This is a genomic window from Magnetospirillum sp. XM-1 (assembly GCF_001511835.1).
GTDB lineage: Bacteria > Pseudomonadota > Alphaproteobacteria > Rhodospirillales > Magnetospirillaceae > Phaeospirillum.
Map to the genome: position 1 here is coordinate 3,132,908 of NZ_LN997848.1, position 13,371 is coordinate 3,146,278.

Annotated in this window: 13 protein-coding genes; 9 read left to right on the top strand and 4 right to left on the bottom strand. The window is 66.6% G+C overall.

Annotation, left to right across the window (positions count from 1 at the left end; translation table 11 throughout):
• The first annotated feature begins 37 nt into the window (after positions 1–37).
• From hfq to XM1_RS14490, 3 genes are read left to right on the top strand one after another with little or no spacing between them, the layout of a single operon-like run.
• Positions 38–292, top strand: a complete 255-nt coding sequence (gene hfq / locus XM1_RS14480) for an RNA chaperone Hfq (RefSeq protein ID WP_008617630.1) — start codon at positions 38–40, stop codon at positions 290–292.
• Positions 293–1,600: a GTPase HflX gene (hflX, locus tag XM1_RS14485; protein WP_068434661.1), complete on the top strand. Its 1,308-nt coding sequence runs from the start codon at positions 293–295 to the stop codon at positions 1,598–1,600.
• Positions 1,597–2,358 carry an inositol monophosphatase gene (locus XM1_RS14490; protein WP_231920523.1) on the top strand — a complete coding sequence of 254 codons (762 nt, stop codon included), beginning with the start codon at positions 1,597–1,599 and terminating at the stop codon, positions 2,356–2,358. The genes hflX and XM1_RS14490 overlap by 4 nt, the downstream gene beginning before the upstream one ends.
• A gap of 117 nt (positions 2,359–2,475) precedes the next feature.
• Here XM1_RS14490 and recG read toward each other — a convergent pair whose 3' ends face one another.
• Positions 2,476–4,557: an ATP-dependent DNA helicase RecG gene (recG, locus tag XM1_RS14495; RefSeq protein WP_068434664.1), complete on the bottom strand. Its 2,082-nt coding sequence runs from the start codon at positions 4,555–4,557 to the stop codon at positions 2,476–2,478.
• A gap of 71 nt (positions 4,558–4,628) precedes the next feature.
• On the opposite strand from recG, the gene XM1_RS14500 reads away from it, so the two are divergent.
• The 4 genes from XM1_RS14500 to XM1_RS14515 all read left to right on the top strand — a co-directional run bounded on the left by XM1_RS14500 (position 4,629) and on the right by XM1_RS14515 (position 9,934).
• Positions 4,629–4,895, top strand: coding sequence for a succinate dehydrogenase assembly factor 2 (locus tag XM1_RS14500; protein WP_231920524.1), 267 nt, complete (start codon positions 4,629–4,631; stop codon positions 4,893–4,895).
• Positions 4,892–8,371 carry a transcription-repair coupling factor gene (gene mfd / locus XM1_RS14505; protein ID WP_068434668.1) on the top strand — a complete coding sequence of 1,160 codons (3,480 nt, stop codon included), beginning with the start codon at positions 4,892–4,894 and terminating at the stop codon, positions 8,369–8,371. Before XM1_RS14500 ends, mfd begins: the two co-directional genes overlap by 4 nt.
• Before the next feature lie 38 nt (positions 8,372–8,409).
• A complete protein-coding gene (locus XM1_RS14510; RefSeq protein WP_068434670.1) occupies positions 8,410–9,612 on the top strand; it encodes an alanine--glyoxylate aminotransferase family protein in 1,203 nt (400 codons plus the stop codon).
• A 127-nt stretch (positions 9,613–9,739) separates the two neighbouring features.
• Entirely contained in the window at positions 9,740–9,934 is a 195-nt protein-coding gene (locus XM1_RS14515) for a hypothetical protein (RefSeq protein WP_068434671.1), read from the top strand.
• A 357-nt stretch (positions 9,935–10,291) separates the two neighbouring features.
• On the opposite strand, the gene trmFO is transcribed toward XM1_RS14515, so the two are convergent.
• Together trmFO and XM1_RS14525 are read right to left on the bottom strand one after the other, a co-directional pair.
• Positions 10,292–11,635, bottom strand: a complete 1,344-nt coding sequence (trmFO, locus tag XM1_RS14520) for a methylenetetrahydrofolate--tRNA-(uracil(54)-C(5))-methyltransferase (FADH(2)-oxidizing) TrmFO (protein WP_068434674.1) — start codon at positions 11,633–11,635, stop codon at positions 10,292–10,294.
• A gap of 42 nt (positions 11,636–11,677) precedes the next feature.
• Positions 11,678–11,947, bottom strand: coding sequence for a hypothetical protein (locus XM1_RS14525; protein ID WP_068434676.1), 270 nt, complete (start codon positions 11,945–11,947; stop codon positions 11,678–11,680).
• A gap of 199 nt (positions 11,948–12,146) precedes the next feature.
• Here XM1_RS14525 and XM1_RS14530 point away from each other — a divergent pair, with 199 nt between their 5' ends.
• Together XM1_RS14530 and XM1_RS14535 are read left to right on the top strand one after the other, a co-directional pair.
• On the top strand, positions 12,147–12,554 hold the full coding sequence (locus XM1_RS14530; protein ID WP_068434678.1) for a DUF4170 domain-containing protein: 408 nt from the start codon (positions 12,147–12,149) through the stop codon (positions 12,552–12,554).
• A 77-nt stretch (positions 12,555–12,631) separates the two neighbouring features.
• On the top strand, positions 12,632–12,967 hold the full coding sequence (locus tag XM1_RS14535) for a ferredoxin (RefSeq protein ID WP_197603079.1): 336 nt from the start codon (positions 12,632–12,634) through the stop codon (positions 12,965–12,967).
• 40 nt (positions 12,968–13,007) lie between these two features.
• On the opposite strand, the gene XM1_RS14540 is transcribed toward XM1_RS14535, so the two are convergent.
• On the bottom strand, positions 13,008–13,331 hold the full coding sequence (locus XM1_RS14540; protein WP_068434682.1) for a hypothetical protein: 324 nt from the start codon (positions 13,329–13,331) through the stop codon (positions 13,008–13,010).
• Positions 13,332–13,371: the final 40 nt, after the last annotated feature.

Here is a 13,371-nt window from a genome sequence, read left to right on the forward strand (position 1 = left end):
AATAATCAAGATCGGCCAATAAGAACGGATTCCAATCATGTCCGCCGAAAAATCGCAAAATGTGCAGGATGTGTTCCTCAACTACATCCGCAAGAACAAGACGCCCGTCACCATCTTCCTGGTCAACGGCGTGAAGCTTCAGGGTATCGTCACCTGGTTCGACAACTTCTCGGTGCTGCTGCGCCGCGACGGTCATACCCAACTGGTGTACAAGCACGCCATCTCGACGGTGATGCCGTCGACCCCCATCTCTCTGTTCGAGCCTCCGATCAAGGAAAACGGCGAAGAATAGGTGGGAGAAACCGGTTCCACACAGGCGGCGCCCAGCCGCGCCATGGTGATCCACCCCGCCTTCAAGGGCGGGGATGGTTCCCGTCTGCCTGAAGCCCGCCTCGCCGAGGCGGTCGGGCTGGCCGGAGCCATCGATCTCGACATCGTCGCCGCCGAGGCGGTCAACGTCGCCAAGGTCCGCCCGGCCACCCTGATGGGCAAGGGCGCGGTGGAGCGTCTGGCCGAACTGGTCAAGGAATGCGAGGTCGATCTGGCGGTGGTGGACGGCCATCTGTCGCCGGTGCAGCAGCGCAATCTGGAAAAGGCCTGGGGCTGCAAGGTCATCGACCGCACCGGCCTGATTCTCGAAATTTTCGGCGCAAGGGCGCGGACCCGCGAGGGCACGCTGCAGGTGGAACTGGCGGCACTTTCGTACCAGCGCTCGCGGCTGGTGCGGTCCTGGACCCACCTGGAACGCCAGCGGGGCGGCTTCGGCTTTCTGGGCGGCCCCGGCGAGACCCAGATCGAGGCTGACCGCCGCATGATCGGCGAGCGCATCGTCAAGCTGGAGCGCGAGCTGGAAGACGTCAAGCGCACCCGCGAGCTGCACCGCAAGGCGCGGCGCAAGGTGCCCTATCCCATCGTCGCCCTGGTGGGCTACACCAATGCCGGCAAGTCGACGCTGTTCAACCAGCTGACCCGGGCCGAGGTGATGGCCAAGGATATGCTGTTCGCCACGCTGGACCCCACCATGCGCACCCTGGTGCTGCCGTCGGGGCGCAAGATCATCCTGTCGGACACGGTGGGCTTCATCTCCGACCTGCCGCACGAACTGGTCGCCGCCTTCCGCGCCACCCTGGAGGAGGTGCTGGAGGCCGACGTGGTGGTGCATGTGCGCGACGTCTCCCACCCCGACACCGAGGCCCAGGCCGCCGACGTGGATACCGTGCTCCGCGAGCTGGGGCTGTCCGAGGTGGTGGACCGCGGGCTGGTCGAGGCGCTGAACAAGATCGATCTGCTGGACGAGCAGGGCCGCGAGGAAGTGCTGAACCAGGCCAAGCGCCGCGACGGCGCCATGGCGCTGTCGGCGGTGACCGGCGAGGGCGTCGACGACCTGCTGGCCGAGCTGGACCGCCGCCTGGGCGCGGCGCGCGAAACCCTGGACGTGGCACTGCCGCTGTCCGACGGCGCTTCCATCGCCTGGCTCTACAGCCATGGCGAGGTGGTGGCCCGGCGCGACGACGAGGCGCAGGCCTTCATGCGGGTCAGGCTCGACCCCGCCGACGTCAAGCGCTTTCACCAGCGCAAGGCCGGGGGCAGGGGGGCATGATGGATTTCGACAAGGTGGCCTCCATCATCACCGAAACGGCGGCCGAGGAGATCCTGCCCCGCTTCAACCACCTGTCGGCCGGCCAGATTCGCGAGAAGCGGCCGGGCGAGCTGGTCACCGAGGCCGATACCGAGGCCGAGCGGGTGATGACCCGCCGGCTGCGCGAGCTGATTCCCGGTGCGGGCGTGGTGGGCGAGGAGGCGGTGGCCGCCGACCCCGCCCTGCTGCGGCTGCTGGAAGGCGAGGGAGCCGTCTGGATCATCGATCCGGTGGACGGCACCGCCAATTTCGCCAAGGGCAATCCCCGTTTCGCCGTCATCGTCGCCCTGGTGCGCGACGGCGTGACCGTGGCCGGCTGGATTCTCGATCCCCTGGGCCAGCGCATGATCACCGCCGAGCTTGGGGCCGGGGCCTGGCTGGGAACGGAGCGTTTGGCCGTGCTGCCCACCGCGCCGCTGGCCGATCTCACCGGATCGGTGAAGCGTTCGGGGCGGCTCGCCTCAATGGTGGCCAAATGCACCCGCAAGGGCAGCGCCGCCCACGATTATATCGATCTGGTAACGGGCAAGCTGCACTTCGCCCATTACAACCGCCTGATGCCCTGGGACCACGCCGCCGGGGTGCTGATCCACGCCGAATCCGGCGGGCATGCGGCGCTGACCAGCGGGATGCCTTATCGCCCCAGGGCGCAAGAGGGCTGCCTGCTGCTGGCCCCCACCGCCGGCACCTGGACCTCGCTGCAGGCGGTGATCGAGTAGGGGCTGTCTGAGCTTGGTGTGATCGCTTTTCCATTTCGTCACCCTCGGGCTTGACCCGAGGGTCCATGGATGGCCGGGTCAAGCCCGGCCATGACGGTCATTGGAGTGAGTCTGCTCCTACCCCGACCGAAGGGTCCGCACCGCCGCGTCGCGTTCGAACAGGTAGAGCAGGACGCGCAGCGCCTCGCCGCGCGGGCTGGACAGGTCCGGGTCGCGCTCGAGGATAAGCCGCGCATCGTCGCGGGCGGCGGCCAGCAAGTCGCCGTGGATGGCCAGATCGGCCAGGCGGAATTCGGGCAGGCCGCTTTGCCGGGTGCCCAGCATCTCGCCGCCGCCACGCAGGCGCAGGTCTTCCTCGGCGATCCTGAAGCCGTCCTCGGTGGCGCGCATGATTTCCAGCCGCGCCTTGGCGATCTCGCCCAAGGGATGGCCGTAGAGCAGCAGGCAGCGGGATTCCTTGGTGCCGCGTCCCACCCGGCCGCGCAGCTGGTGCAGCTGGGCAAGGCCGAAGCGCTCGGCATGCTCGATGACCATGATGTTGGCGTCGGGCACGTCGACGCCCACCTCGATCACCGTGGTGGCCACCAGGATGTCCAGGTGGCCTGCGGCGAATTCGGCCATCACCTTGTCCTTGGCCGGGCCCTTCATGCGGCCGTGGACAAGGCCGACGCGGTCGCCGAACACATGGGTGAGGTGCCGGTGGCGGTCCTCTGCCGCCGCAAGGTCGCTGGTCTCGGATTCCTCCACCAGCGGGCAGACCCAATAGGCCCTTGCACCCGAGGCCACCGCCCGGCCGATCCCCGCCACCATCTCGTCCATTCGGGAAAGCGGCACCACGCGGGTGTCGATGGGTTTGCGGCCCGGCGGCTTCTCGTCCAGGCGCGAGGCGTCCATGTCGCCATAGGCGGTGAGCAGCAGGGTGCGGGGAATGGGGGTGGCGGTCATCACCAGCATGTCTACCGCCAGCCCCTTGGCCGCCAGTTCCAGGCGCTGATGCACCCCGAAGCGGTGCTGCTCGTCGATCACCGCCAGGGCGAGGTCCTTGAAGGCGACGTCCTCCTGGAACAAGGCGTGGGTGCCGAGCAGGATGTGGATCTCGCCCGAGGCGAGGCCATCCAGAACCCCCTGGCGCGCCTTGCCCTTGTCGCGCCCGGTGAGCAAAGCGACCTTGAGGCCCGCCGCCTCGGCCAGGGGCGCGATGCCGGCGTAATGCTGGCGGGCCAGGATCTCGGTGGGCGCCATCATGGCGGCCTGAGCCCCGGCCTCGACGGCGGTGAGCATGGCGAGCAGGGCCACCACCGTCTTGCCGCTGCCGACATCGCCCTGAAGCAGGCGGAGCATGCGCAGCGGTTCGGCCATGTCGGCATCGATCTCGGCCAGCGAGCGGCTTTGCGCGCCGGTCAGGGTATAGGGCAGCGCCGCCATCACCTTGGCCCGCAAGGACCCGCCGCCCACCAGGGCGCGGCCCTTGAGCTTGCGCATCTGGGCGCGGACCATGGCCAGCGCCAGCTGGTTGGCCAGCAATTCGTCGAAGGCCAGACGCTGGCGCGCCGGAGTATTGCCGGTGGCGCTCTGCTCGTCTTCAGGATGGTGGAGCCGGTCAAGCGCCGTGCGCCAGTCCGGCCATCCCTGGCGGGCCAGCCAGTGGGGCTCCTGCCATTCGGGCAAATCCGGGGCCTTGGCGACGGCCGCCGCCACCGTCTTGGCCACGGCACGGCCCGTCAATCCGGCGGTCAGCCCATAGACCGGCTCGACCGCCATCACCTGGGCGATCTGGTCCAGCGGCACGATGTGGTCCGGGTGGCTGATCTGGATCTCGTTGTTGAAATGCTCGACCTGACCGCTGACCACGCGGATCTCGCCCTCGGGCAATTGCTTGCGCAGCCAGTCCTCGCGCCCGTGGAAGAACACCAGATGCAGGAAACCCGTCTCGTCGCTCATGCGCACCCGGTAGGGGCGCTTCGGGGACGAGGAGGGGAAGTGGGCGTCCACCCTGAGCGTCAGGGTGGCGACCTTGCCGTGGGGGGCGTCCATCACCTTGGGGGCGAAGCGGCGGTCGATCACCCCGGTGGGCAGGTGCCACAGCAGGTCCAGCACCTTGTCGCCCACCAGCCGCTGATAGAGCGGCGCCAGGCGCGGACCGATGCCGGGCAGGCTGGTCACCGGGGCGAAGAGGGGAAACAGAACCTGGGGGCGCATGGCGGGCTGACATTCCGGTCTCGAGGGGCTATATCCTAGTCGGCTCCGAAACCGACGCAATGCCGGATGCAATGGATCAAGATCGACTGAAGCGCCAGATGTTCCGTGCCCACCACATGGGCTCCAACGAGAACGACATCCTGTTCGGCGGTTTCGCCGTCAAGTATCTGGAAACGCTGACCTCCGAACAGGCCGAGCGTTTCGAATCCCTGATCGCCGAGAACGATTCCGACCTGTTCAACTGGGTCACCGGCAAGGAAGAGGTGCCCGCCCATCTCGACCACGACGTCATGGCGATGATGAAGAAGTTCGTTAAGAGCGAAGCCGCACCGATTTGAAAAACCTGGATAAACTTATCGCCGGGCCCGGCCGCCGCAAGGTCGCCGGCGCGCCGGAAGGGCGCGACGCCCTGCTGCTGGCCGAATTGGCGGCGTCGCCTGAGGCGACCGGCGGAATCCTGCACGTGGCCCGCGACGAAGGCCGCATGGCCCGGGTGGCCGAGGCGTTGTCCTTCTTCGCCCCCGATCTTTGCGTCCTGGAATTTCCCGCCTGGGATTGCGTGCCCTATGACCGGGTCTCGCCCAACGTGGACGTGGTGGCGCGGCGCATCGACACCCTGGCCCGGCTCGCCGACGGGGTGCAGGGCGCCTTCGTGGTGCTGACCACCGTTCCCGCCCTGGCCCAAAGGGTGCCGCCCCGGGAAGCCCTGGCCCAGGCGACGCTCGACGCCCGCAAGGGCTCGCGGCTGTCCATGGACAGGCTGACGGCCTTTCTGTCGAAGAACGGCTATGTGCGCGCCGACACGGTGATGGAGCCCGGCGAATACGCGGTGCGGGGCGGCATCATCGACCTGTTCCCGCCGGGTTCGGCCGAGCCCTTGCGCCTCGACTTCTTCGGCGACGAGATCGATTCGGTGCGCGCTTTCGATCCCATGAGCCAGCGCACCACCGGAACCGTGGAGGGCTTCGTCTGCCGCCCGGTGGCCGAATTGGGCCTGGACGAGGCCTCCATCGCCCGCTTCCGCGCCGCCTACCGCGAGATGTTCGGGGTGGTGCAAGGCGCCGACCCGCTGTACGAGGCCATTTCCGAGGGCATCAAGTTCAACGGCATGGAGCATTGGCTGCCGCTGTTCCATGACGGACTCGATACGCTGTTCGCCTATGTGCCGGATGCGGCGGTGGTTCTCGACCACCAGTCGGACGAGGCGCTTTCCGCCCGTCACGCCCTGGTGCTGGAATATTTCGACGCCCGCGCCGGGCTGGCGGGATCGGGCCTGAGCGAATCGGGCATGGTCTATCACCCCATCCCGCCCGAGCGGCTTTATCTCGAGCGCGCCGAATGGGACCGGCTGTTGGGCATGCGTCCCGTTCTCCACCTGTCGCCCTTCGACCCGGTGGACGAGGCCGAGGCCGAGGCCGATGCCGGCGGGCGGCTGGGCCGCGACTTCGCAGATCAGCGGGCCCGGCCGGGAATCAACGTCTACGACTGCGTGCGCGAACACGCCGAGGAGCAGGCCAAGGCCGGCCGCCGGCTGGTGATCGCCGCCTGGACCCAGGGCTCGCGCGATCGCCTCGCCGGGGTTCTGAAGGACCACGGCATCAAGGGCATCGAGGCGGTGGACAGCTGGGCCGAGGCTCAAGGGCTGGACAAGGGGAAGGTGGCGGCGGCCGTTCTCGGCCTCGACCACGGCTTTACCACTGCGACCCTTGCCGTGGTCACCGAGCAGGACATCCTGGGCGACCGTCTGGCCCGGCCCGCCCGCAAGAAGAAGAAGGGCGCCCAGTTCATCGCCGAGGCCTCGGCCCTGGCCGAAGGCGATCTGGTGGTGCATGTGGAGCACGGCATCGGCCGCTATGATGGGCTGGTGGCCGTCGAGGTGTCGGGTGCCCCCCACGATTGCCTGCGGGTGATCTACGACGGCGGCGACAAGCTGTTCGTGCCGGTGGAAAACATCGACGTCCTGACCCGCTTCGGCTCGGAGCAGGCGGGCGTGTCGCTGGACAAGCTGGGTGGCACGGCGTGGCAGGCCAGGAAGGCCAAGCTCAAGAAGCGCATCCGCGACATCGCCGACCAGCTGATCGGCATCGCCGCCCAGCGCAAGATGCGCCAGGGCGAGGCGCTGACCCCGGCCGAGGGGCTGTACGACGAGTTCTGCGCCCGCTTCCCCTTCGCCGAGACCGACGACCAGCTGCGCGCCATCGAGGATTCCATCGCTGATCTGGCGAGCGGAAAGCCCATGGACCGCCTGATCTGCGGCGACGTGGGCTTCGGCAAGACCGAGGTGGCCTTGCGCGTCGCCTTCGTGGCGGCGTTGCAGGGGTTGCAGGTTGCCGTGGTGGTGCCCACCACGCTGCTGGCCCGCCAGCATTACCGCACCTTCAAGGAGCGCTTCGCCGGCCTGCCGGTGCGCGTCGAGCATCTGTCCCGGCTGGTGACCGCCAAGAAGGCGTCCGAGGTCAAGGCCGGCGTGACCGACGGCTCGGTGGACATCGTGGTCGGCACCCATGCGCTGCTGGCCAAGGGCATCGGCTTCAAGCGCCTGGGGCTTCTCATCATCGACGAGGAGCAGCATTTCGGCGTCGCCCACAAGGAGCGGCTGAAGCAGCTGAAATCCGACGTCCATGTGCTGACGCTCACCGCCACGCCCATTCCCCGCACGCTGCAGATGGCGCTGTCGGGGGTGAAGGAGATGAGCGTCATCGCCACCCCGCCGGTGGATCGCCTGGCGGTGCGCACCTTCGTGCTGCCCTACGATCCCGTCGTGCTGCGCGAAGCCATCCTGCGCGAGCGGTACCGGGGCGGGCAGGTGTTCTATGTCTGCCCGCGCCTAGCCGATATCGACCGGGTGGCCGAACGCCTGGCCAAACTGGTGCCCGAGGTCAAGACCGCCGTGGCCCATGGCCGGCTGGCCCCCGCCGACCTGGAAGAGGTGATGGTGGCCTTCGGCGACAAGCAGTACGACGTGCTGCTGTCCACCAACATCATCGAATCCGGCATCGACATGCCAAGCGTGAATACGCTGATCATCCACCGGGCCGACATGTTCGGCCTGGGCCAGCTTTACCAGCTGCGCGGCCGGGTGGGCCGCTCCAAGACCCGCGGCTACGCCTACTTTACGCTCCCCAACGACAAGGTGCTGTCCAAGGCGGCGGAAAAGCGCCTGCAGGTCATGCAGGCGCTCGACACATTGGGGGCCGGCTTCCAATTGGCCAGCCATGACCTCGACATAAGGGGCGCCGGCAACCTGCTGGGCGAGGAGCAATCGGGCCATATCCGCGAGGTGGGCATCGAGCTTTACCAGCAATTGCTGGAAGAGGCCGTGGCCGCCGCCAAGGGCGGGCAGGGCGGCGAGGCGGCCGAGGAATGGTCGCCGCAGATCGCCGTCGGCACCCCGGTGCTGATCCCCGAGACCTATGTGGCCGATCTGTCGGTGCGCCTGTCGCTGTATCGCCGCATCGGCTCGCTTGCCGACCAGGCGGAGATCGAGGCCCTGGCCGCCGAGCTGATCGACCGCTTCGGTAAGCTGCCTCCGGAAGTGGAGAACCTGCTGGAAGTGGTCGCCATCAAGGCCTTGTGCAAGCTGGCCGGCATCGACAAGGTGGATTCCGGGCCCAAGGGCGCCGTGGTTTCCTTGCGCGGCAACGTCTTCGCCAATCCGGGCGCCCTGGTGCAGTTCATCTCGCGCTCGGCGGGAACCTGCAAGATCCGTCCCGACCACAAGATCGTCTTCCTGCGCGCCTGGGAGGATCCCAAGGACCGGATTGTCGGCCTGCGCAAGGTGATCGGCAAATTGGCGGAATTGGCTTCCGCCTGAAAATGGAGTATAGGCGAATCCCGCCTTTAGGAACCGACATGAAATACCCTACGCCCCCCACCGTCATTCCCCTGGACAACATCCTCCCCGACGAGCCCCTGCTGATGATGGGCGCCGGCCCCGTGCCGATTCCGCCCAAGGTGGCCATGGCCAACTCACTGATCATCAACCACCTGGGCGACACCATGAACGCGGTGATCGAACAGGTGAAGACCATGGGCCGCTACGTCTTCCAGACCGATTCGCCCCATGTGATGGGCGTGGCCGGTCCGGCCTCGGCCGCCATGGAGATGGCCATCGCCAATCTGGTGGAGCCGGGCACCAAGGTCCTGTCCATCTGCAACGGCCTGTTTTCCCGCCGTCTGGCCGAGATGGCCGAGCGGGTGGGGGGCGACGTCACCCGTCTTGACGCCCCCGACAAGCGCGCCATCGCCGCCGAGGATGTGGAAAAGGCCCTGAAGACCGGCAAGTTCCAGATTCTGACCGTGGTGCAGGGCGAGACCTCCAACACGGTGTGGAACCGTGACCTCATCGAGATCTGCCGCCTGGGCAAGCAGTATGGCTGCCTCAACATCGTTGACGCCGTCTGCACGCTGTCCACCATGCCCATGGAAATGGATGAGTGGCGGGTGGACGCCATTATCACCGGCGGCCAGAAGGGCCTGTCCTCCATCCCCGGCGTGTCGCTGATCGCCTTCTCGGAAGAGGCCTTTGCCCGCATCGAGAAGCGCAACAGCCCCATGGCCCATTGGTGCCTGGACGCCCGTCTGGCGCATCAGTTCTGGCACAACCACTCCTACCACTACACCGCTCCGGTGTCGGGCATCCTGGCGCTGCACGAGGCGCTGCGCCTGATCGGCGACGAGACCCTGCCGGGCCGCTTCCGCCGCCATTCCCAGTGCTCCAAGGCGCTGCAGAACGGTGTCGAGGCCATGGGCCTCAAACTGCTGATCGAGGAGGGCTCGCGCCTCAACTCGGTGGTCGGCATCGAACTGCCTGCCCATGTGTCGGCCGATCAGGTCCGCCACATCATGAGCCAGGTCCACAAGGTGGAAATCTCCGGCGCCTTCGGCCTGCCCATCGTCCGCATCGGCCAGATGGGCGAGCAGTCCCGCGCCCCCAACCTGTTCCGCACCCTGCACGCGCTGGGCTCGGCCATGCGCGCCGCCGGCGGCAAGGTCGACATGCCCGGCGGCATGGCCGAACTGGAGCGCAGCCTGGCGTCCGAGGTGAGGGCGTAGGTTTTCCCCGATATCCTCTTTATCCACCTGAATTTCAGGTGGATAAGCCATTAAAGCACCCTGAGTTCAGTATAAAATCCCTTCAGTGGTTCGCCGCTGAAGGGATTTTTTGTTGGGGACTCCGTCCATGCCCAAACTTGGTTTCATGGTTCTGGTGGGGGTGATCACGCTCGCTTCGGGCGCGGCGTCGGTAACCCTTGCCCTGATCCCGGACCTGGGCCTGTCGCCCCATGCCGCCACTCTGATCCAGATGTTCTCTGATACCTGGAAGATCGGCGTGGGAGCGCTTATCGGTGCCGGTCGGGAATTCGGCGGGCGGTGAGAGAACCACAGAGGCACAGAGACACAGAGAAGGCACAGAGGAATAAAACAAGAAATCTGTCACCCTGAGCGTAGCGAAGGGTCTTTCAGGCATCCGCGGCGGCCGCCTCAGGCATGAAAGATGCTTCGATCCGGTCAAGCCATGACAGCTCTTTTTCTCTGTGCCTTCTCTGTGTCTCTGTGCCTCTGTGGTTCATCCCCACGTTCCAAGGGAAAACCGTATCCACTGGGCACTGTTCTGCCCTCCATTGGCCCGGGGGCGAGCGGGCGGGTTACTTATCCGTGGCCGCGAAGCGGCATCCGTGTCCATCCGTGTCCATGGACCCCCGGAACAAGTCCGGGGGTGACGTTGAGGGGGTTACTTCCCCAACGCCCCCAACCAGGGCGTCAGCGCCTGTCGCGCCCGCTCGGCGTAGAGCTTCTTGCGGTCGCGGCCCTTGACCCGGCGGCCCTTCTCGTCGCGCTCGGGCGGCGGGGGGAACAGGCCGAAATTGATGTTCATGGGCTGGTAGGTCTCGGCGTCGGCGCCGCCGGTGACGTGGGCGAGCAGGGCGCCCAGCGCGGTGGTGGCCGGCGGGCGGAGCATCTCGCGGCCTTGGGCTTCAGCCGCCGCGAACAGGCCGGCGAGCAAGCCGATGGCCGAGCTTTCCACATAGCCCTCGCACCCGGTGACCTGTCCGGCCAGACGCAGCCGGGGCTGGGCCTTCAGCCGCAGTGTCTTGTCCAGAACCCTGGGGCCGTTGACGAAGGTGTTGCGGTGCAGGCCGCCCAGGCGGGCGAACTCGGCATTCTCCAGGCCGGGAATGGCGCGGAAGATGCGGGCCTGCTCGCCATGGCGCAGTTTGGTCTGGAAGCCCACCAGATTGTAGAGCGTGCCGAGCGCGTTGTCCTGGCGCAGCTGCACCACGGCGAAGGGCTTCGGCCCATTGGGATTGGTCAGGCCCACCGGTTTCATGGGGCCGTAGGCCAGGGTGTCCTTGCCCCGCTCGGCCATCACCTCGATGGGCAGGCAGCCCTCGAAATAAGGCGTGTCCTTCTCCCACTCGTGGAACGCCACCTTCTCGCCGGTGATCAGGGCGTCGATGAAGGCGTAGTACTGCTCCTTGTCCAGCGGGCAGTTGATGTAGTCCGAGCCGGTGCCCTTGTCGTAGCGCGACTGGAACCATGCCTTGGTGAAATCGATGCTGTCCTTGGTGACGATGGGGGCGATGGCGTCGAAGAAGGCCAGCGAGTCCTCTCCCGTCACGCCCCGGAGCGCCTCGGCCATGGCGGGCGAGGTCAGCGGGCCGGTGGCGACGACCACCTGTTCCCATTCCTCGGGCGGCAAGCCGGCCACTTCCTCGCGGACAATGGTGATGCGGGGATGGGAGGACAGCGCCGCCTGGACGCCCTGGGAAAAGCCGTCGCGGTCCACCGCCAGGGCTCCGCCCGCCGGCACCTTGTGGGCGTCGGCTTCGCGCAGGATCAGCGAGCCGGCCCGGCGCATCTCTTCGTGCAGCAGGCCGACGGCGTTGTAATCGGCATCGTCCGAGCGCAACGAGTTGGAGCACACCAGCTCGGCCAGGCCATCGGTCTGATGGGCAGGCGTGGTGCGCACCGGGCGCATTTCGTGGAGGATGACGGGGATGTCGGCCTGAGCGAGCTGCCAGGCGGCTTCCGACCCGGCAAGCCCGCCGCCGATCACGTGAACGGTGCGGGTCATGCCGACGGAGATAGAGACTAAGACGTCTCTTGTCCAGATGCTTTACCGGATGGGATTCATGGACGCCACCATGTGGGCCAGGAACTGGGCGCCGCCGGCCCCGGAAATGGCCGAGATGGACGAGGTGCCGGACACCGGCTTGGCGCCGCTGCCGTCGGCGGTGGCTTCCTTTTCGGCGTCGGGCAGGTCCAGCGGGCCGTAGCCGTAGGTGGACAGGGCCGAGGACGAGCCCGATTTCTCGATGGAATGGCTGCCGGCCCCTTCCTTCTTGTTGAGCAGGATATGGGAGGCGGCAGAGTTCAGGCTGATCATGTTCGTTCTCCGAGGAGAGTGTTCGCTACTTCCTTTGCACCCCGCGTGCCAACAGCAAACCCAAGCTTTTCCGCCATTTCTCAAAAATAGGGTCGGCAAAATCTGCCGGAACGCATGCGGCGAAAGGACATTCCTTCCCAGCCGGGGATGGGGTATAAGCGTGCCCGAAGCCACCCCTTCGAGTGGGAAAGAGATACCCATGGCCAAGACCTATTACGTCGTCGGCGGCGAATATGCCGACACTTCCTTTACCGTCATCGCCCCCGGCCACACCGAGGAGCGCTTCGGCCCCTTCGAGGAGCAGGAGGCCCATATCTGCTGGCGGGCGCTGACCGGCAAGTCGGTGGACAACGCCATGGTCCGCTACTTCATCCGCAGCACCGAGGACAGCGCCGCCGACCAGTGGTACGTGCTGGGCGGCGAATACGCCGACACCACCTTCCAGGAGGTGACCGAAGGCCGCACCCTTGAGGTCCACGGTCCGTTCACGCGCAAGGAAGCGCTGGACAAGTGGCGCGAGCTGACCGGCAAGTCGGTGGATTCCTGCCTCACCCGCTATGACCTGTTCACCGGCGAAGAACTGAAGCGCCGCAACGTCAAGGTCTGACGCGGATTAGCCTCTGGTCATAAACCTGAGAAAGCGGTATCTCATTACCGAATTCAAGAATGAGAGGGAGGTCGCACGTGTCCCATTACCCCAACAAGTACCACGCCTTCATCTGCACCCAGCGCCGCCCCGACGGGCATCCGCGCGGCTGCTGCACCAGCAAGGGCGGCGGTCAGCCCCTTTTCCAGCGCCTGGCGGAGAAGGTGACCGAGATGAACCTGTGGGAAAAGGGCGTCAGCGTCGCCTCGTCCAGCTGCCTGGGCTTTTGCAAGTTCGGCCCCCTGATGGTGGTCTACCCCCAGGGCATCTGGTACAAGGCCGAGACGGTGGAAGACATCGACGAGATCGTCTCGTCGCATTTCGCCAACGACAAGCCGGTCGAGCGCCTGATCGTCACGCCGTCGAAAGCGTAGGCGGTTTCAAAGGCTTGGCAAAAACCCCTGATCCGAAAGGTCAGGGGTTTTTTTCTTCGATGAGGTCGGCGATCTTGCCCAGCCCGCTGGACAGCAGGCGGTGATCGCCCGAATCGGCCAGCAAGCCCAGCAGCACCATGGCATCGTCGCTGAACAGGCCCAGCGCGGCCATGGCGGCGGTGAAGCCGTCGGCGGCCAGGGCGTCCACCCCGGCGCGGAAGGCGCGGCGGCGTCCGCCCTTGGATTCGTGCTCCAGCAATTCGCCCAGCGCCTCGTCGGCGGGGGTCTTGCGGTGAATCTGGAAGGCCAGGGCGCGCAGCAGGCGGACCTTGTCCTCGTCGTCGATGGTGTCTTGGCGGGCCATGGGGCGCACCTTGGGCCGCCTCTGACCTCGAGTCAACGCT